Annotated in this window: 18 protein-coding genes; 2 read left to right on the forward strand and 16 right to left on the reverse strand. The window is 56.9% G+C overall.

The window, feature by feature from the left end:
* Window position 1 precedes the first annotated feature (1 nt).
* The 3 genes from DXA66_RS05320 to DXA66_RS05330 are packed head-to-tail and all read right to left on the reverse strand — an operon-like array spanning window position 2 to window position 3,227.
* Window positions 2–973 (reverse strand): hypothetical protein, encoded by a 972-nt coding sequence (locus tag DXA66_RS05320; protein ID WP_118527338.1) that lies wholly within the window; start codon window positions 971–973, stop codon window positions 2–4.
* Window positions 970–1,770: a hypothetical protein gene (locus tag DXA66_RS05325; RefSeq protein WP_118527340.1), complete on the reverse strand. Its 801-nt coding sequence runs from the start codon at window positions 1,768–1,770 to the stop codon at window positions 970–972. The genes DXA66_RS05320 and DXA66_RS05325 overlap by 4 nt, the downstream gene beginning before the upstream one ends.
* Window positions 1,767–3,227: a spore germination protein gene (locus DXA66_RS05330; protein WP_243089033.1), complete on the reverse strand. Its 1,461-nt coding sequence runs from the start codon at window positions 3,225–3,227 to the stop codon at window positions 1,767–1,769. The genes DXA66_RS05325 and DXA66_RS05330 overlap by 4 nt, the downstream gene beginning before the upstream one ends.
* A 78-nt stretch (window positions 3,228–3,305) precedes the next feature.
* Between DXA66_RS05330 and DXA66_RS05335 the strand changes: the two genes are divergently transcribed.
* Together DXA66_RS05335 and DXA66_RS05340 are read left to right on the forward strand one after the other, a co-directional pair.
* Window positions 3,306–3,998: a DUF421 domain-containing protein gene (locus DXA66_RS05335; protein WP_243089034.1), complete on the forward strand. Its 693-nt coding sequence runs from the start codon at window positions 3,306–3,308 to the stop codon at window positions 3,996–3,998.
* 9 nt (window positions 3,999–4,007) lie between these two features.
* Window positions 4,008–4,376 (forward strand): DUF4363 family protein, encoded by a 369-nt coding sequence (locus tag DXA66_RS05340; protein ID WP_097782131.1) that lies wholly within the window; start codon window positions 4,008–4,010, stop codon window positions 4,374–4,376.
* A 52-nt stretch (window positions 4,377–4,428) separates the two neighbouring features.
* On the opposite strand, the gene nrdR is transcribed toward DXA66_RS05340, so the two are convergent.
* The 13 genes from nrdR to rplS all read right to left on the reverse strand — a co-directional run bounded on the left by nrdR (window position 4,429) and on the right by rplS (window position 17,863).
* Window positions 4,429–4,899, reverse strand: a complete 471-nt coding sequence (gene nrdR, locus DXA66_RS05345; protein WP_044953681.1) for a transcriptional regulator NrdR — start codon at window positions 4,897–4,899, stop codon at window positions 4,429–4,431.
* Window positions 4,900–4,937: 38 nt separating this feature from the next.
* Complete coding sequence (gene secF / locus DXA66_RS05350; RefSeq protein ID WP_118527344.1) at window positions 4,938–7,274, reverse strand: protein translocase subunit SecF; 2,337 nt, start codon at window positions 7,272–7,274, stop codon at window positions 4,938–4,940.
* 180 nt (window positions 7,275–7,454) lie between these two features.
* Complete coding sequence (locus DXA66_RS05355) at window positions 7,455–8,738, reverse strand: aminotransferase class I/II-fold pyridoxal phosphate-dependent enzyme (protein WP_118527346.1); 1,284 nt, start codon at window positions 8,736–8,738, stop codon at window positions 7,455–7,457.
* A gap of 230 nt (window positions 8,739–8,968) precedes the next feature.
* Complete coding sequence (clpX, locus tag DXA66_RS05360; protein ID WP_097777745.1) at window positions 8,969–10,291, reverse strand: ATP-dependent Clp protease ATP-binding subunit ClpX; 1,323 nt, start codon at window positions 10,289–10,291, stop codon at window positions 8,969–8,971.
* Window positions 10,292–10,332: 41 nt separating this feature from the next.
* On the reverse strand, window positions 10,333–10,929 hold the full coding sequence (gene clpP, locus DXA66_RS05365) for an ATP-dependent Clp endopeptidase proteolytic subunit ClpP (RefSeq protein ID WP_005941935.1): 597 nt from the start codon (window positions 10,927–10,929) through the stop codon (window positions 10,333–10,335).
* 146 nt (window positions 10,930–11,075) lie between these two features.
* Window positions 11,076–12,392, reverse strand: coding sequence for a trigger factor (gene tig, locus DXA66_RS05370; RefSeq protein ID WP_118527348.1), 1,317 nt, complete (start codon window positions 12,390–12,392; stop codon window positions 11,076–11,078).
* Window positions 12,393–12,601: 209 nt separating this feature from the next.
* Entirely contained in the window at window positions 12,602–13,285 is a 684-nt protein-coding gene (locus tag DXA66_RS05375) for a metallophosphoesterase (RefSeq protein WP_005941928.1), read from the reverse strand.
* A gap of 34 nt (window positions 13,286–13,319) precedes the next feature.
* On the reverse strand, window positions 13,320–14,780 hold the full coding sequence (gene thrC, locus DXA66_RS05380) for a threonine synthase (protein WP_118527350.1): 1,461 nt from the start codon (window positions 14,778–14,780) through the stop codon (window positions 13,320–13,322).
* A gap of 99 nt (window positions 14,781–14,879) precedes the next feature.
* Complete coding sequence (locus tag DXA66_RS05385; protein ID WP_005941923.1) at window positions 14,880–15,242, reverse strand: YraN family protein; 363 nt, start codon at window positions 15,240–15,242, stop codon at window positions 14,880–14,882.
* Window positions 15,239–15,886 carry a ribonuclease HII gene (locus DXA66_RS05390; protein WP_118527352.1) on the reverse strand — a complete coding sequence of 216 codons (648 nt, stop codon included), beginning with the start codon at window positions 15,884–15,886 and terminating at the stop codon, window positions 15,239–15,241. Before DXA66_RS05390 ends, DXA66_RS05385 begins: the two co-directional genes overlap by 4 nt.
* On the reverse strand, window positions 15,883–16,806 hold the full coding sequence (gene ylqF, locus DXA66_RS05395) for a ribosome biogenesis GTPase YlqF (RefSeq protein WP_005941918.1): 924 nt from the start codon (window positions 16,804–16,806) through the stop codon (window positions 15,883–15,885). The genes DXA66_RS05390 and ylqF overlap by 4 nt, the downstream gene beginning before the upstream one ends.
* Window positions 16,803–17,351, reverse strand: a complete 549-nt coding sequence (gene lepB / locus DXA66_RS05400; RefSeq protein ID WP_118527354.1) for a signal peptidase I — start codon at window positions 17,349–17,351, stop codon at window positions 16,803–16,805. The genes ylqF and lepB overlap by 4 nt, the downstream gene beginning before the upstream one ends.
* A gap of 170 nt (window positions 17,352–17,521) precedes the next feature.
* Window positions 17,522–17,863: a 50S ribosomal protein L19 gene (gene rplS, locus DXA66_RS05405; protein ID WP_022257134.1), complete on the reverse strand. Its 342-nt coding sequence runs from the start codon at window positions 17,861–17,863 to the stop codon at window positions 17,522–17,524.
* Window positions 17,864–17,952 lie beyond the last annotated feature (89 nt).

Genomic DNA, 17,952 nt, shown 5'->3' on the forward strand with positions numbered 1-17,952 from the left:
ATCACATCGGTAAAAACCTCACGTCTGCCTGCAATTGCGGGCAGGCGTTTTTTATTGTGATCTTTTCTCTGCCCACACCGTTCTGCAATGCACTGCGCTGCTGCAGATGCACAAGGTCGATGCCCTGCTGCCAGAAAGACTGCACCGTCTGCGTGCACAGTTCTGCCAGCTGTTCGCACTGTGCGGCGCTGGGCTGCGGCGTATCATAGCTGCGCTGACAGTCCAGCCGCAGACTGGCAGTTTCTTCCTGCAGGGTGACAGACACGCTGCATCGGCGGACCGTTACCGGCTCACCTTCCAGCCAGAACGTATGCACGCCGCCCATTTCCAGCAAAAGCCGCGCTGTTTCCGCCTGCCGGGCCTCCATCTCAATGCTGTTTTCCACTCGCCAGAGGATGCTTGTATCTGCAAGTGCCACTTCCTGTTTCTCTGCCCGCAGCTGCGGCAGAAGCATTCCGTCCTGATACTGGTAAAGCCTCGGCATCTGGTCTGCGCACTGCTTGAGCTGCTCAAGCAGTTTGTTCGGAAATTCCTGCTTTTCTGCTGGAAGTTCCTCCAAAAATCCATCGTCCATTTCCAGCACAGAAACTTTTGCCGATACCCTGCCCTGCCTGTTTTCCAGCACCGTACGCTCATACGCTGCAAGCAGCTCTGCCGATGCATCTTGATCGATCAGCAGATAATCGCACAGGCGGTAATCCGCCTTTTGCGGCAGTTGCTTTTGAGCCGCCGCCAGCGCTTTTGCCAGCGTGTCCGCCTGCGCCAACTGCAGCTGCACAGCACCAGAAGCCTCGGATGCATCGGCGGCGGCTTCCGGAGCCTGATACAGCAGCCCTACGGTGATGGACTGTTCCTTCTGAGCAAGATACAGCGCACGAACCATGCTTTTTTCGGTGGTCTCGCAGCGCAGAAAAATCAGGCACCACCCGATCAAAAGCACCGCACTGAGAGAGCGCAGTTTCTTCTGCTTCATTTTACCGCTCCTTTCCCGCACTGCACCGCGCGCTGCCACACGGTACGCACTGCCGCGCAGAGAAAGCCGGTGCGGAAGATCGCGCAGGTGAGCCAGATGAGCAAAAGCAGCGCATCCATGCGGGAGAAAACATCTGCGCTCCATGCCCGCAGCAGCTCCTGTGCCGGGTAATCCGCTGCGCCAAATACGAGGCACATCCCGGCAGTAAGACCCGCCTGTACCAGAAAGGTGAGCCATGGCAGCCAGGACATGCTGCGCGGCTCTTCATAACCTGCAAGAAGCGGCCAGAACAAATACTCCGCATACAGCGGAACACGCGGCCAGCGGGCCAGTTGCACAGCATCTGCCGTCAGCAGGTGCGCCCAGTCCATCTGCCCGGCAAGCCCTGTCAGACAGACCAGCCCACCCAGCAGCACGAACCACCACAGCACCCGTGCCGGAGCATCCCAGCCGGAAGGCGGAATACACCACCCTGCCCAGAGCAAAAGCGGCAGCAGGCCGATCAGCGCCATGGAGCGGAACTCCTGCTGGCAGATGTTCTGGGCCTGCATTACGGTTTCAAACAACTCTGCCAGAAACCATGCTCCTGCGGAAAACAGCCAGACCCACTGCATGGCTGCCCGCTGCCAGCAGGCAGAGAACACCCCACTGATGCATGTGAGCAAAAGAGCCTGAACCGCTCCATGAATGATCATCCCACGCGGAGAGATACCGGTCTGCATTTCTTCTGCCAGCGCAGCTGTCCACACGCTCAGTGCCAGCACGGGAGCAGAAAAGCCTTTCTGTTTTTGTATCATTTTCCCTCCCGTTTCTGCCAGATATTAAAGTCGTGCGCTGAAAGGCGGCGGTAGTTGCGGCGGATGATGCCATCCTCTTCCATGGGCCGCTGCGGGAACGGATGCGCCGCCAGATATGGCACCTGCAGGCAGGCTGTGCCGGAAAGACTGAGCAGAACTGCAAAAAAAGCCCCCGCAAGTCCCACCGGCCCGGCAAGACCTGCAGCCAGCACCACACCCAGACGCAGCAGCGTAGCAGGCTCGTACAAAGAGGGCGTGACGAACACCGCGATGGCCGTGATGCTTGCCACAAAGATCACCGGCGTGCTCATAAGCCCGGTGGCAATGGCAGCATCGCCGATGATCAACGCGGACACCAGACTGACCGAATGCCCCAGCGACTGCGGCATCCGCAGACCTGCTTCCCGGATGACCTCCAAAATGAGTATGACCAGCAGCATTTCCGCAAACAGCGGCAGCGGTGTGGCCTTCTCCGCCGCTTCGATCTTGTACAGAAGCTGCGGTGGGATCAGCTCCGGCAGGTAGACCGCCAGACAGACGAACACACCCGGCAGAAATACTGTGAGGTAGAACGAAACATATTTGAGGATGCGCAGAAAAGAGGAAAACACGGCGGTGGATGCATAATCGTCCAAGCACTCAAAATTTTCGCAGAAAAGAGCCGGAAGCACCATGGCAGAGGGACTTCCGTTGACCAGCACCACGATCTTGCCCTCACAGATCTTTGCCGCCGCCACGGCAGGCCGCTCGGTGTAGCTTACCGGCGTGAACAGCCGCGCCTTGCCCGGCAGCAGCCACGGCACAAAGTAACTGGAATCCAGCAAAAGCTCCGGCTTTGCAGCGGCAAGCGCCTTGCGCACACGGATCACCATGGCGGAGTCTGCCCTGTTTTTGCAGTAGCAGATGGCGTATTCCGTTTGCATTTCGGTATCGGCCTGCGCCACCTCCTGCACCAGATGTTCGGTACGGATGAGCCGCCGCAGCAGGCTCAGATTGACCCGCAGCAGGTCGGCAAAGCCTTCGCGGGAGCCGCGCAGATTGCCCTCCCCGGAAGGCTCGTCTACCGAGCGGAACTTCAGTCCCTGTACCGAGAAGGCAATGCCCTTTGCGCAGCCGTCCAGCAGTAAGACCGCCATGCCTGCTGTCATTCGTTTGATCAGATCAGCCAGATCTGTTACCGGCTCACTTTCTGCCGGAAAGGCTGAGCCGTGCAGGATCAGCTCAAAGACCTGCGGCCCGGTGCAACGCTGGCCTGCCTGCTGCGGCGGTGCCTGACGGCTGGCCGCATCCAGTAAAAGCTCCCACAAAGAATCCAGGCTTGCCATGCCGTCAAACAGCAGGATGCTTCCCCTGCAATGATAAATCGTGATCTCCTTGGCATAATAATCCGAAGAGGTGCCAAACATTTTGTCCAGCACCGCAAGATTTGCCGCAAGGCTCTGTGATAACTGCCGCATCCAACCACTCCTTTGCACAGCAGTATGCCCGGCTGCAGCGGCATCCATTCCGCCAGAAACGACAGGAGGTCTTGTTACTTGAAGCTTCTGATCTGCCGCACGATCATCATTTATCTGTGCGTCCTGTTTGCCATGCGGCTGATGGGCAAGCGCCAGCTGGGCGAACTGCAGCCCGAAGAACTGGTGTCCACCATTCTCATTTCCAATCTGGCATCCATCTCCATTGAATCGGAAGAGGTGCCCATCACATCCAGCCTGATTCCTCTGTTTCTCATTGCAGCGCTGGAACTGCTGGGCTCCGTGCTGAGCTTCCGCAGCCAGAAATTCTTCAACTTTCTCTCCGGCAGACCAAAGACGGTGATTTTGGACGGACAGATCGATCAGAAAGCCTTGCGGATGTTACGGCTGACCACAGCCGACCTGATGGAAGCGCTGCGCGGTAAAAATATTTTTGACCCACGGGAGGTCTCCTACGCGGTGATCGAGACGAACGGCACCCTTTCGGCAGCACTGCGGCCAGAAAAAGAGCCAACTCGTCTTGCCGACCTGCAGCTGAAGGTGACCCATACCAACGCCACCATTCCCTTTGTGCTGGACGGACAGGTGCTGGAAGACAACCTACGCTGGTGCGGCAAGGACCGCGCGTGGCTGGAACGCACGGCGCAGGCCAACACCCTGCTGCCGGAAGAAATTTTGCTGCTGATCGGCAACGAGACCGAGGATTATTTTTTGCTAAAAAAAGAGAACCGCCGTGCCGGCGGCTCCCATTGAGGTGAGCGGATGAAACGGATCTATGCATGTATCGCTATTGTGGCCGTACTGCTGAGCGTGGCCTTTTACAGCAGCTGGAAGGTGCAAAGCTTTGCGGATGTGATCTCGGCAGACCTTGACACCGCCGCCGAAGCCATCCGCAATACCGACTACCCTGCCGCCCGGCAGGCGCTTGCTGATGGTGCCGACCGGTGCGACCAAATGCGCACCAAAATGAACCACCTGCTGCGCACCGCAGATTTTACCGAGCTGGAAGCTGCACTGCGGGCGGCGGACGGACACCTGGAAATGGGTGCCCCAGAGGAAGCCTTTGGTGAGCTGCGCCGCGCACAGGTACAGGTGGAAACACTGGAATGGCTCTCGCACCGGCTGGTATAAACAAAAACACCGGCCCTGCCCCATTGGGCGAAAGCCGGTGTTCTGATGCAAATTATTTCTGTGGTTCCTTGCGGTCGCCCATCAGCTTTTTCAGCTCATTGAAAAAACTTTCCACGTCTGCAAACTGACGGTAGACCGATGCAAAGCGAACATATGCCACTTCGTCGATTTTTTTCAGTTCCTGCATGGTCAGCTCACCGATGCGCACGCTGGGGATCTCACGGTCATAGGAGCTGAGCAGCGTCTGCTCAATGCTGCTTACCGCACGCTCCAGCGATTCGTAGCTGACCGGCCGCTTGGCGCAGGCACGCACCATAGCGTTGAGCAGCTTCTGCCGGTCGAACGGCTCACGGGAGCTGTCCTTTTTGATGACCACAAGCGGAACAGTCTCCACGACCTCATAGGTCGTAAAGCGCATATGGCAGCTCAGGCATTCGCGGCGGCGGCGGATGCGCTCGCTGTCTTCGGTGGGGCGGGAATCGATCACTTTGGATTCCTCGGCTCCGCAATAGGGACACTTCATGTTCTGTTCCTCCTGTCCGGTCTGACCGGGCTGTGTTTTTAGGCTTTGGTCTTGGGCTTGCGCTCACTCCACAGCACCCACGCAGAGGTGGAAACGCACAGCGAAGTGTACACGCCGCTGATCATGCCCATCATCAGCGGGAACGCAAAGGTAAAGATGCTGTCCAGACCATACAGCTTTGCCACGATGCACATAACGCCCAGCGCCATCACCGTGGTAATGGTGGTGATCAGGGTGCGGCGGGCGGACTGGTTCACCGAGTGGTTCACCAGCTCTTCAAAGGATGCCTTTTTACCCATCAGGGTGCGGTTCTCGCGGATACGGTCGTAGACCACAACGGTATCGTTGATGGAGTAGCCAAGGATGGTAAGCATGGCGGCAATGAAGTTGCCATCCAGCGCGGTGCGCAGCAACACGAAGGTGCCAAACACCACCATCAGGTCGTTCACCAATGCCAGCACCGCCATCATGCCTCCGGTCAGGCCGCCGATGTTCTTGAAGCGCAGGGCGATGTACAGCAGGATCAGCACCAGTGCAAACACCACGGCAACCAGACTCTTCTGCAGGAACTTGGTGCCCATGGCAGCGCTGACGTTGCTTAGCGACAGCTGTTCAAAATTGTTGTCCGGGCAGCTTTCGTTCAGGCTGTCCAGCAGCTTAGCCACCTGCTCGGTAGTCACTGTTTCGGTACCGGGCATCGAGATTTTCAGGGTCTGGCCACCGGTAGCAACATTCTCGCCGGTCTGCAGGGTCAGGCCGTTATTCTCCAATGCAGAGGATGCAACCTTCTGCACATCCGACATGGTAAAGCTGCCCTCGTAGCTCAGGGTGATCATGGCACCGCCGGTGAACTCGGTATCCAGATGGACACCCAAAACCACAGCGCACAGCACGATGGCTGCCATCAGGCAGGAGGAGATCGTCAGGAAGCGCTTGCGCAGGCCCACAAAGTCGATGGGCTTCTTCTCGGCTTTTTCCTTGCCAGGCTTTTCTGCACCGTAGAGCCAAGGGTTGCGCAGTGCCTTGATGGATGCCGCACCGCGGATCATCACACGGGTTGCGAACACGCCGAACACAAAGTTCAGCAGCACGCCGGTGAGCAGCGTGTAACCGAAGGCATAAATAGTGCCTGCGGTAGAGGGGCCAAAGGCAAAGAACACAAAGTGGAGTGCCTTTGCAAACATGCCGTCCGAGGGGCCAAAGGCACCCATCAGCACGATGGCCACGATGACGATGGTCACGTTGCCGTCAACGATGGGGGTCAGGCCGCGGGCAAAACCGCTCTTGAGCGCGCCATCCAGAGACTTGCCGTTTTTCAGCTCTTCCTTGATGCGTTCTGCCGTGATAACATTGGCATCCACGCCCATGCCGATGGCAAGGATGATGCCTGCGATGCCGGGCAGAGTCATGGTAAAGCTTTCAAACACCGGGAAGTAGCCGGAAACGAACGCCAGCGTTGCCGCCACCTGACCAGCCAGTGCAATACATGCAAGGAAGCCCGGCAGACGGTACAGCATCGTCATGAACACCACGATCAGTGCAAAGGCGATCAGGCCGGCCAGAACCATGGCGCTTAGGCTGTTCTCGCCCAGACTGGGGCTGACGGTGGAATAGCTGTCCACCGTCAGTGCAAAGGGCAGTGCGCCGGAGTTGATCTGGCGGGCCATCTTGACGACCTGCTCCTGCGTGAAAGGATTGGAAGCCGAGCTTGTAATGATGGCAGAGCCATCGGTAATAGCAGTATTGACCGTAGCCGTGCTCACGTTTTCATCGTCCAACCAGATGCTGATGGTGCCGCCCGATGCAGCCAGCTTTGTGGTAGCATCGCCAAATGCCTTGGCACCGTCATCGGTGAACTTCAAGGAGACGAAATATTCCGAAGCACCGCCATTGCTGACGGGGCCATACTGAGCTGCGGCGCTCTCGATCATGGAGCCGTCCAGAATCAGCTCACCGTCCGCACTGCTTCCCTCGCGGAAGGTCAGATAGGCGGTGGTGCCGATCTCATCGATCGCAGCTTCCGGATCAAAATCTGTCTCACCGGACTGCCACGGGAATTCCAGGATCAGGCTGTCAGAATTGTTGTCCACATACAGCTCATAGTCGGTCACGTTCAGCGCCACGAGACGGTTCTCAATGACGAGCTGGGCTGCTTCCAGCTGTTCTTCGGTAGCATCGTAGCCATCCGACGGCACAAAGGTGACGTTGACACCGCCCTTGATATCCACACCGAAGCGGATATCCTTTGCACCTTTGATGTAGGTCGTGGTCGTATCGCCGTACTTGGCATACACACCGAAGAACGCAGTATACACAAATACCACGATCAACAGCACTGTGGCGATCAGATGCCATGCTTTGCCTTTTGTTTTCATAAAATTCAGGGAACCTCCAAAAGCAGCAGTTCTTGCAGCTGCCGCCCGTATTCTAGTGCGGACCGCCTGCTCCGGCGGGCCTTATCATTTCCGCAAGGGGGCCGTCGTGCCGGCTTTCTTGCGACAAAACTCCCCTGACGGCCCAGACGGGCCGCACAGAGGAGATAAAATCAAAAAATGTTAGTCTGCCTTGTCAGCCAGCAGTTTTTCTGCCACAGCCAGACGCACACAGATGCACAGCAGTTCGGAAGCAGTTTCCACCTCATCCAGACTGGGATAGGTGGGCGCAATGCGCAGGTGAGAATCCTCGGGGTCCTTGTGATAGGGATATGCAGAGCCGGCACCGGTCAGGGTCAGACCCGCGTCCTTGCACAGACCCGCCACGCGCTTTGCACAGCCGGGCATCACATATAGGCTGATGAAGTAGCCGCCCTTGGGATCCGTCCAGTGGGCAATATCCCCGCAGGGGATGAGGTTGTTCTTGAATGCCGTCTTGACGGCATCAAAGCAGGGCACCAGACGACGGCGGTGCTTTGCCATGTGGGCCAGCACACCTTCCTTGTTCTTCAGGAAGCGGACGTGGCGCAGCTGGTTCATCTTGTCGTAGCTGATGATCATGACCGAGAAGCGCTTGCAGATATACTTCATGCTGCTCTCGCTGCAGGCAATGGCAGAGACACCTGCGCCCGGGAAGGTGATCTTGCTGGTGGAAGTGAACATGAACACACGGTTTTCGTTGCCGTACTTCTTGCTCTCGTTCAGCAGCACCGGAGTCTCGATGATCTCATCGGTCAGGTGATGGACGATATAGGCTTCATCCCAGAAGATCTTGAAATCAGGCGCAGCGGTCTTCATCTTGGCAAAACGCTCGATGGTCTCATCGCTGTAGGTGTAGCCATCGGGGTTGGAATACTGCGGCACACACCAGATGCCCTTGATGTCAGGATCCTCGGCCACCAGCTTTTCCACAATGTCCATATCCGGGCCATTGGGGGTCATAGGCACGCTGACCAGCTCAAAGCCAAACTCCTCGGTAATAGCAAAGTGACGGTCATAGCCGGGCACCGGGCAGAGGAACTTGCGCTTCTCCACCTGAGACCAGGGGCACGGAGACTCCGGGAAACCGAACACATAGCCGATATTGACGAGGTTATACATCAGCTGCAGGCTGGAGTTGCCGCCCACGAACACTTCCTCCGGCTTTACGCCAAAGACATCCGCAAACAGCACGCGGGCCTCCTGCAGGCCTTCCAGCTCGCCATAGTTGCGGGCATCCGTACCGGCATCGGTGGTATAGTCATTCATCTTCAGCAGGTCCATAGCCAGATCCATCTGGTGAGGACCGGGCTTGCCGCGGGCCATGTTCAGCTTGAGACCCTTGGCCTGAAATTTTTTATACTCTGCTTCGAGCGCTGCCTTTTCGGCAGTGAGTTCATCACGATTCATTGCAAGATAATTTGCCATTGGAAACACACTCCTTTATCGTACTTCCTGTTACCCATAGCGCCAGAGCGGCATTTTGCGGAGCATTCCTGCCAGGGAGCGTTCCCCATGCCATTCCAGACCTTAATATTATAGTACATTTTGCCCTCGGAAACAAGAATAATAAAGCAAAAAGCCCTGCCAAAAGCAAAAAGCTTTTGAAACAGAGCTTGAATGCCGGGTCTTTGCTCCCCTGCTGTACGCTAAAAGCGTCAGCTCAGAGCGACCTGATTTTTATAGCGCTTGCGCACCGCGCCGTATTCCAGATGTGCTTCGCCGCCTTCCACGGTATCTTCATCCACAGTTACGCGGATGATGGTAGCATCGGTGGGCACCTCGTACATGATGGGCAGCAGAATGCTTTCCATCACGCTGCGCAGGCCGCGGGCACCGGTCTTGCGCTCGATCGTCTTGCGGGCAATGGCGTGGAGTGCTTCATCAGTGAAGTTCAGTTCCACATTATCCATGCTCAGAAGTTCCTTATACTGCTTCACAAGGCTGTTGCGCGGCTCCTTGAGCACGCGAACCAGAGCGTCCTCGTCCAGATCGTCCAGCACGGTAATGACCGGCAGACGGCCGATCAGTTCCGGGATCAGGCCGAACTTGACCAGATCGTGGGGTTCCACCTTGCGCAGCAGAGCCTTCTCCGCTTCGCTGGAATTATCCTTCAGGCTGCTGCCGAAGCCCAGTGCGGACTTATCGGTGCGGCGCAGGATATACTTATCCAAGCCATCAAATGCACCGCCGCAGATGAACAGGATGTTGGTGGTGTCGATCTGGATGAACTCCTGCTGCGGGTGCTTGCGGCCGCCCTGCGGAGGAACATTGCTCACAGTGCCCTCCAAAATCTTCAACAGGGCCTGCTGCACACCCTCGCCGCCCACATCGCGGGTGATGGAGGGGTTCTCACTCTTGCGGGTGATCTTGTCGATCTCGTCGATATAGATAATACCGATCTGTGCCTTCTGCACATCAAAATCCGCTGCTTGGATCAACTTGAGCAGAATGTTCTCCACATCCTCGCCCACATAACCGGCTTCGGTCAGGGTGGTGGCATCGGCAATGGCGAAGGGAACGCCCAGCATTTTTGCCAGAGTCTGTGCCAGCAGGGTCTTGCCCACGCCGGAAGGACCCAGCAGCAGCACGTTGGACTTCTGCAGCTCCACATCGCTGCCCTTGCCGCTGAGGATGCGCTTGTAGTGGTTGTAGACCGAGACGGCCAGCACACGCTTTGCCTCGTCCTGACCGATCACGTACTGATCCAGACCTTCCTTGATCTCGGCCGGGGTCAGGATGTTGATATCCAGATCGTCCGCAGGCTGGATGTGTGCACGGTTTGCACCGCGGGCCGGTCGGGCGCTTTTGGGCTGATCCGGCTTGTCGGAAAGCAGGTCGTGGCACAGGCCGATGCATTCGCTGCAGATATTGACACCGGGGCCGATGATCATACGCTCCACTTCGTCCTGATGCTTTCCGCAGAAGCTGCAGACCAGATCCTTTTCGTTTTTGTCTCTGCCGGAATTGTTATTTGCCATAGCTGTTTTTCCTTATCCTGGGTAAATTAAATGTCGGCGGCTCAGCGGTGGGCAATGACCTCATCGATCAGGCCGTATTCCTTTGCCTGCAGTGCGGACATATAGTTGTCGCGCTCGGTATCCAGCTGGATCTTTTCCAGCGGCTGGCCGGTGTACTCGCTGAGCATGCGGTTCATCTTATCGCGGATATACACCATGTGCTCGGCATGGATCTTGATATCGGTGGTCTGGCCGGAAAGGCCGCCGCCCTGCCCGCCGATCAGCGGCTGATGGATCAGAATTTCCGAGTTGGGCAGTGCAAAACGCTTCCCCTTGGTGCCGCTTGCCAGCAGGAAGGCACCCATGGAAGCTGCCATGCCCATGCAGATGGTGGAAACATCGCACTTGATATACTGCATGGTATCGTGGATGGCCATGCCGGCGCTGATGGAGCCGCCGGGGCTGTTGATATACAGGCTGATGTCCTTGTCCGGGTCCTGCCCTTCCAGATACAGCAGCTGTGCCACAACAAGGCTGGCGGAGGTATCGTTGACATCCTCGCTCAGAACGATGATGCGATCGTTCAAAAGACGGGAGAAAATATCATAGGAACGCTCGCCATGGGACGACTGTTCCACAACGTAAGGAACAAAACTCATAAAGTTCGCCTCCTGAAATGGAATATAGTATTTGCAAAATTGACCGATACGGTTTCCCTGCCGGTTCTGCCGTATCGGTCAATTTTTACAACCTTTGATTGAAACCGTGCAGCATACTGCCCGCTTCAAAGGAACACAGGAGCTGATTACTCAGCGTCTGCAGCCTTCTCTTCCTCAGCAGCCTTCTCCACGATGTTTGCGTGGCTCTTGATGAAGTCAATGGCCTTGTTGATGGCCAGATCCTTCTTCAGGTCGTCAACATTGACCAGCTCACGAACCTTGTCCTCTTCCATCTTGTACTGGTCAGCGATGCGCTTGATCTCAGCGGAAACTTCCTCCTCGGAAGCCTCAATGTTCTCAGCAGCAGCAACAGCCTCCAGAGCCAGACGGATCTTGACCTGCTTCTCAGCCTGCGGCATGAAGGAGGCGCGGAACTGCTCCATAGTCTGGCCCATATACTTCAGGTAGTCCTCGAGGCGCAGGCCCTGCTGCTCCACGCGGAATGCAAAGTCGTTGACCATCTCGTCCATGCGGGCATCATACATTGCCTGGGGGATCTCACCCTCCATGCTCTCGATGACCTGATCCACCAGAGCGTTCTCAACAGCCAGATCGTCCTGCTTGTCCAGCTGCTCCTGATTGTTCTTGCGGATGGAAGCCTTGAACTCGTCCAGAGTGTCGTACTCAGAGCAGTCCTTAGCCAGCTCGTCATCCAGAGCAGGCAGCTCCTTGTACTTCACTTCGTGCAGCTTGATCTTGAACACAGCAGCCTTGCCAGCCAGTTCGGCAGCCTGATACTCGGTGGGGAAGGTAACGTTCACGTCGAACTCTTCACCAGCGGAGTGGCCCACGATCTGATCCTCAAAGCCGGGGATGAAGCTGCCGCTGCCCAGAGTCAGGCTGTAGTGCTCAGCCTTGCCGCCCTCGAAAGCCACGCCATCGACGAAGCCCTCGAAGTCGATATCAGCGATGTCGCCGTTCTCAGCAGCGCCCTCACGGGTCAGCTCACGGGCATTGCGCTCCTGCACACGCTTCAGCTCAGCTTCAACAGCCTCGTCAGAAACAGTATGGACAGTCTTTTCAACCGTCAGACCATTGTAGCTGCCAACCTTGACTTCGGGCTTGACAGCGACCTTGACGGTCAGGGTGACACCGTTGGTCTCATCAGCAGAGTCAACAGTGACCTCCGGACGGCCGACCGGCTCAACGCCAGCTTCCTTGACAGCAGCCTCGAAAGCCTCGGGGAACAGCTCATTGATGGCATCATAGGTAAAGACATCAGCGCCGTACATCTTCTCGATCAGAGCGCGGGGAGCCTTGCCCTTACGGAAGCCGGGAACAGCGTACTTCTTGCCTTCCTTCTTGAAAACATCGGCAACAGCCTTCTTGAAAGCCTCTGCGTCGATGGAGAACTGCAGTTCTGCCATGCTCTTCTCGAGCTTTTCACACTTGATGAAATTCATTTGTTTTTCCTCCACTCAAAAATTCTATTGCGCAGGGCAGGAAGTTTTTGCCCTTTGCAACCGCGCACTGCGTCCTGGATGAACTTGCTTTTGCAATATGCGGGGACGCGCGCGCTCAATTGGGTGCAACAATCGCGTCAAAAACTATTATAGCACGCTCCTGACACAATTGCCAGCCCAAATTGTTAATTTTTATTGGTTTTAACGGTTCAATTGATGCGGTACGGGCAAAAACGCAGCCCATCGGCACTGACCAGCTTGTAGTGGATGCCATCCACATCGCCCTGCACCGCATAGCGGATGGCATTGCCGTGCAGATGGCCATAGTAGCAGGTCCTGATGCTGTATTCCTTTAAGGTGGCCACGATCTCCGGCGCACTGGTGCCGGTATACACCGGCGGATAGTGCAGGAACACCAGCTTTTCCAGCCCGGGTTCGGCGGCATCAAGGCTCATGCGCAGCCGTCCGATCTCGCGGTTCATCACCTTTTCGTCGTGGGCCTCGCCTGCATCAAACAGCCAGCCGCGGGTACCGCACAGTGCATACCCCTCTACACTGTAGGAGTTGTTGTGCAGAATGTGCAGGGTATCAAAGCCTTCTGCTTTGAGGTAGGCATTCATCTTGTTCACGGTAGACCACCAGTAATCGTGGTTGCCCTTCATGATGATCTTCTGCCCGGGCAGGCTCTGCAGAAATTCAAAATCCTTACGGGTATCGGTCAGGCGCATGGCCCAGCTGATATCGCCCGCCAATACAATGGTATCCTCTGGTTTGATGAGCTTGCGCCAGTTTTTCTCAAGGCGCTCCACATAATCATTCCAGCCGGGAAAAATATCCATCGGCTTGGAAGCGCCCAGAGAAAGGTGGGTATCGCCAAGCACAAAAAGTGCCATGTTTTTACTCCTGTTCTAAATGCAGCAGGATGTGTTATTCCTGATAGCCCAGCGCCACCTCGGCGATCTGCGCAGGATCGATCACGGTGTTAAAGCGCTCCGGCTTCTGGCGCAGTGCGGCAAGGCTTGCCGGTGCGGTATGCGCAGAGACTGCTTCCAGCTGCTGCATTGCTTCAAAATCATTTTCCGGGGCGGTGCGGCCCAGTGCTTCCAGCACGCTGCGCGGGAACTTGAAGGGAGACGCGGTGGACAGCACCACCATGGGCACGCCCTCGCGCTTTTTCTGCGCTGCCACATGGAACGCAACGGCGGTGTGGGTATCACACAGGTAATTGTCCTTCTCGTAGCGGACACGGATCTCCCCTGCCACTTCTTCCTCACTGCTCCAGCCGCAGGAGAAGTTCTCCTGAATGGCAGCCAGCGTCTCCGGACGCACAGTATAGCTGCCGGTCTCGGCAAGGCTCTTCATCAGGCCCGCCACCTCGGCATCACTGCCGGTGACATGGTACAGAAGGCGCTCGAGGTTCGAGGATACCAGAATGTCCATGCTGGGCGAGGTGGTCTTGAAGAACTCCCGCTTTGCGGTGTAAGTGCCGGTGGTGAGGAAATCGGTCAGCACGTTGTTCTCATTGGAAGCGCAGACCAGCTTGCCCACGGGCAGGCCCATGCGCTTTGCATAGTAGCCTGCCAGAATGTCGCCGAAGTTGCCGGTGGGTACGCAGAAGTCCACTTCATCGCCGAAGGTGATCCTGCCCGCCTTGAGCAGCTGGGCATAGGCGGCAAAGTAATAGACGATCTGCGGCACCAGACGTCCCCAGTTGATGGAGTTGGCGCTGGACAGGCGGATGTTCCGCTTGGCAAGCTCTGCTGCAATGGCAGTGTCACCAAAGACCTTTTTCACGCCGGTCTGTGCATCATCAAAGTTGCCGCGCACAGCGTACACTGCCACGTTGGCACCCTCCTGCGTTGCCATCTGCAGGCGCTGGATCTCGCTGGTGCCGCCCGTGGGATAGAACACTGCGATCTCCACGCCCGGGATATCATGGTAGCCGTCCAGAGCTGCCTTGCCGGTATCGCCGCTGGTCGCCACAAGGATCAGGGTCTTTTCCGTGCGGCCCAGATTCTTTTTGGCTTCCACCAGAAGCTTCGGCATCAGCTGCAGAGCATAATCCTTGAATGCACAGGTAGGGCCATGCCACAGCTCTAAGGCATAGGTATCCCCTTCCACCGGGGCAAGATAGCCTGCCTTGCCGCCAAAGGCCTCTCCGTAGGTCTTGTGGGCAGCTTCGGTCAGGAAATCCTGCGAGTAGTCGGTCAGATACTCTTTGATGACGGCAGCTGCCATGGCCGGGTAGTCCAGCTCACACAGTGCCTTCACATCCACCTGCGGAAAGCTTTCCGGTACAAACAGACCGCCCTCATTGGACAGGCCCTGTGCGATCGCTTCCGAGGAAGTCACTTTGCGGTTTTGGTCTCTGGTACTAAAAAACTGCATTGTTGTTGCTCCTTTTTCGCCGTAGAACGTGCAAAGCACGCTCTTCTGCTGTAGCAGAGAAGCCCTCTGCCCGTACATTTTCCCACCGGGGCCGTTGCTTTACGTGAGGAAAGCGCCCCTTATAATATGTACCATCCAGCGCCCGCTGTCAAGAGGGAACACTTCTGCCACGTCAAATCGTACCGGTGCATCGCTCAGGCCGTTCTGCTGCAGATAATACTGTGCTGCACGGATCAGGCGGCGCTGTTTGGGCCGGTCCACCGCTTCTGCCGGGCTGGCCAGAGAGCCTTCCGCACGGGTCTTGACCTCACAGATGACAATGGTCCCATCCGGCTCCTGCACCACAACATCCAGCTCACCCATCCGGGTGTGGAAGTTGTGTGCCAGCAGCCTGCAGCCCTGCTTCTGATACCAGCGGGCCGCAGCAGCTTCTCCCCTGCGCCCTGTCTCGGCGCGGTTCACTTTCCGTTCTCCGGCCAGTAGCCCTGCTTTTTGAGGAAGCTGCGGCGGTAGAACGGCTGGATGCCGTACTGGGCGATCAGCTCATAGTGGAGCCTGGTCGGGTAGCCCTTGTGCTTTGCCAGCTGATACTGCGGATACTGTCTGTCCAGTTCCAGCATATAGCGGTCACGGCTGACCTTGGCAAGGACGGATGCTGCGCCGATGCTGGCACTGGTGGCATCGCCCTTGACCACCGGCTGTGCCGGGACCAGCAGCCCTGCCGGGGTGCGGTTTCCATCCACGAGAACAAGGTTCGGCACGATGTCCAGCTCTTCCACGGCCTGCTTCATGCCGCCCATGGTGGCGTTGAGGATGTTGTCCCGGTCGATGATCTCCGGCCCCACAAAAACAATTTTGTAGGCCAGCGCCTTTTCAATGATCTCATCAAACAGAGCTTCCCGCTTTTTCTCGGTAAGCTTTTTGGAGTCGTTGATGCCAAAGACCGGATTCTCCGGGTCCAGAATACAGGCCGCTACGCACACCGGGCCGCACAGAGGGCCGCGCCCGGCTTCGTCCACGCCTGCAAAGCAGCCATACTGACTGCGTACAGCGGCATCGTACTCATACAGCGGAGCCGAGATCTCCTCGTCGGAACGGCGCTTCATTCGTCATCCTCCTCGGCAAAATCAGCCAGATCATCCCGCTGCGGCGGACGCTCCAGCGAGATGCGGCCCCATTTGCAGGCGCGGAACTCGTCCACCAGCATAATGGCGCAGCGCTCGGTGTTCACCTCGCCGCCGCGCACCAGCAGACCGCGCTTGCGGCCGATGGCTTCCATCAGCTCGTAGGGCGGCAGGGCCAGCGTTTCGGCATCCAGCTTGTAGCGCTGGGCCACAAGGTCGGGGTAGTTGCGGCGCACCTCGTCCAGCAGGTTCATGGCCAGCTCTTCCACATCCAGAATATCATCCTTGATGGAGCCGATAAAGGCCAGATTGGACGCAATGGTCTTGGAGTCAAACTTCTTCCACAGTACGCCGGGCATATCCAGCAGGTCAAATTTGTCGGTGCTGACCCACTGTTTGCCCTTGGTTACGCCCGGGCGGTCTGCCGCCTTGGCGCGGGCAGAGCCTGCAAAGGTGTTGATGAAGGTGGATTTGCCCACATTGGGGATGCCGCACAGCATCACCTGTGTTTTGGCACCGCCCATGCCGCGGTTCTGGCGGCGTTCCAGCAGGCCCGCCAGTTCTTTTTCAATGGCAGCCTTTACCGCATTGGCACCGCCCTTCTGCTTGGCGCTGATGGCCACACAGCCGGCATCTGCCGCACGGAAATACTTGATCCACTCTTCCGTTACAGCCGGGTCTGCCAGATCGGCCTTGTTCAGCGCGTATAGTTTCGGCTTGCGGGCCGTGATGCGCTCGATCTCCGGGTTCAGGCTGGAAAGCGGGATTCGGGCATCCAGCAGCACAAGGCTGGCATCCACGTGCTGGATCTCCTGCTCCATCATGCGCAGAGTCTTGGTCATGTGGCCCGGGAACCACTGAATATTGTACTGGTTTGCAAAGCGGGTATCCATTTCGTTCATTTTACCACCCCAAAATCTGTAAAGGGCATAAAGCACACAAGCACCTTGCCCAGAATATCCCGTTCGTCGATGCAGCCGACATAGGTGGAGCGGCTGTCCAGCGACTGGTTGCGGTTGTCACCCATCACGAACACCGTGCCCTCCGGCACTGTGTACGGGAACTGCACATCGTAGCCAAGATAGGTAGGCTCTGCAATGTAGTCCTCCTGCAAGACCTCACCGTTCACCATGACCACACCGGAATCGTAATCAATGCTGATGGTATCTCCGCCCTTGGCGATGACACGCTTGACCAGCGGCTTGCCGTAGGAGGTATAGCTGTCCACAATGACCACGTCACCACGCTGCGGTGTATAGCCTGCTCCCCACACGATGAGCTTATCACCGTTCACCAGTGTGGGCACCATGGAGCTGCCGTCCACCTGAATGATGCGGAAGAAAAACGAAAAAATCAGCACCAGCACCAGCGCTGCCGAGATCAATGCCTCGTACCATTCCAGCAGATTCTGCCCACGCACGGGCTTTGCCTGTTCCTGTTTTTCCATATCCGGTACACCTCACCTTCTGGTTTTACACTGCTGACCCGATTATACCGCAGCCGACAGGCTCTTCGCAAGAACGGTGCCTGCAAAAAGCCGCATTTTTTCCGAAATTTTGATAAAGAAAAAAGGGACAACAAGGTTGTCCCTTTTCTCCCGTTTCAAATCGGGGATGATCAAATATCGCTCTTGACCTTGGCAGCCTTGCCCGTACGGCCACGCAGGTAGAACAGCTTTGCGCGGCGGACCTTGCCCTTGCGGACAACGGTGACCTTCTCAACGAAGGGGCTGTTGATGGGGAAGACACGCTCGATGCCAACACCGTAAGCAACGCGGCGAACGGTAAAGGTCTCAGCAACGCCGCCGTGCTTCTTTGCAATCACAGTGCCCTCAAAGGCCTGAATGCGCTCACGGTCGCCTTCCTTGATACGAACATCAACGCGGACGGTGTCGCCAACGTTGAACTGGGGCTTTTCAGCCTTGATGCTGCCTTCAGAAATAATCTTCAGTGCGTCCATTTTTGAATCCTCCATTTGTTTTTAGACGTTCATACACGGCACTTTGCCGTCAGAGGACCGCCCGTTTAATGATATTGTCATTAACCCCG

The organism is Faecalibacterium sp. OF03-6AC (assembly GCF_003478175.1).
Taxonomy (GTDB): domain Bacteria; phylum Bacillota; class Clostridia; order Oscillospirales; family Ruminococcaceae; genus Faecalibacterium; species Faecalibacterium taiwanense.

Coding starts and splice junctions, on each gene's coding strand:
- DXA66_RS05320 (WP_118527338.1), bottom strand. CDS start 973: ATGAAGCAGAAGAAACTGCGCTCTCTCAGTGCGGTGCTTTTGATCGGG.
- DXA66_RS05325 (WP_118527340.1), bottom strand. CDS start 1,770: ATGATACAAAAACAGAAAGGCTTTTCTGCTCCCGTGCTGGCACTGAGC.
- DXA66_RS05330 (WP_243089033.1), bottom strand. CDS start 3,227: ATGCGGCAGTTATCACAGAGCCTTGCGGCAAATCTTGCGGTGCTGGAC.
- DXA66_RS05340 (WP_097782131.1), top strand. CDS start 4,008: ATGAAACGGATCTATGCATGTATCGCTATTGTGGCCGTACTGCTGAGC.
- nrdR (WP_044953681.1), bottom strand. CDS start 4,899: ATGAAGTGTCCCTATTGCGGAGCCGAGGAATCCAAAGTGATCGATTCC.
- secF (WP_118527344.1), bottom strand. CDS start 7,274: ATGAAAACAAAAGGCAAAGCATGGCATCTGATCGCCACAGTGCTGTTG.
- DXA66_RS05355 (WP_118527346.1), bottom strand. CDS start 8,738: ATGGCAAATTATCTTGCAATGAATCGTGATGAACTCACTGCCGAAAAG.
- clpX (WP_097777745.1), bottom strand. CDS start 10,291: ATGGCAAATAACAATTCCGGCAGAGACAAAAACGAAAAGGATCTGGTC.
- clpP (WP_005941935.1), bottom strand. CDS start 10,929: ATGAGTTTTGTTCCTTACGTTGTGGAACAGTCGTCCCATGGCGAGCGT.
- tig (WP_118527348.1), bottom strand. CDS start 12,392: ATGAATTTCATCAAGTGTGAAAAGCTCGAGAAGAGCATGGCAGAACTG.
- DXA66_RS05375 (WP_005941928.1), bottom strand. CDS start 13,285: ATGGCACTTTTTGTGCTTGGCGATACCCACCTTTCTCTGGGCGCTTCC.
- thrC (WP_118527350.1), bottom strand. CDS start 14,780: ATGCAGTTTTTTAGTACCAGAGACCAAAACCGCAAAGTGACTTCCTCG.
- DXA66_RS05390 (WP_118527352.1), bottom strand. CDS start 15,886: ATGAAGCGCCGTTCCGACGAGGAGATCTCGGCTCCGCTGTATGAGTAC.
- ylqF (WP_005941918.1), bottom strand. CDS start 16,806: ATGAACGAAATGGATACCCGCTTTGCAAACCAGTACAATATTCAGTGG.
- lepB (WP_118527354.1), bottom strand. CDS start 17,351: ATGGAAAAACAGGAACAGGCAAAGCCCGTGCGTGGGCAGAATCTGCTG.
- rplS (WP_022257134.1), bottom strand. CDS start 17,863: ATGGACGCACTGAAGATTATTTCTGAAGGCAGCATCAAGGCTGAAAAG.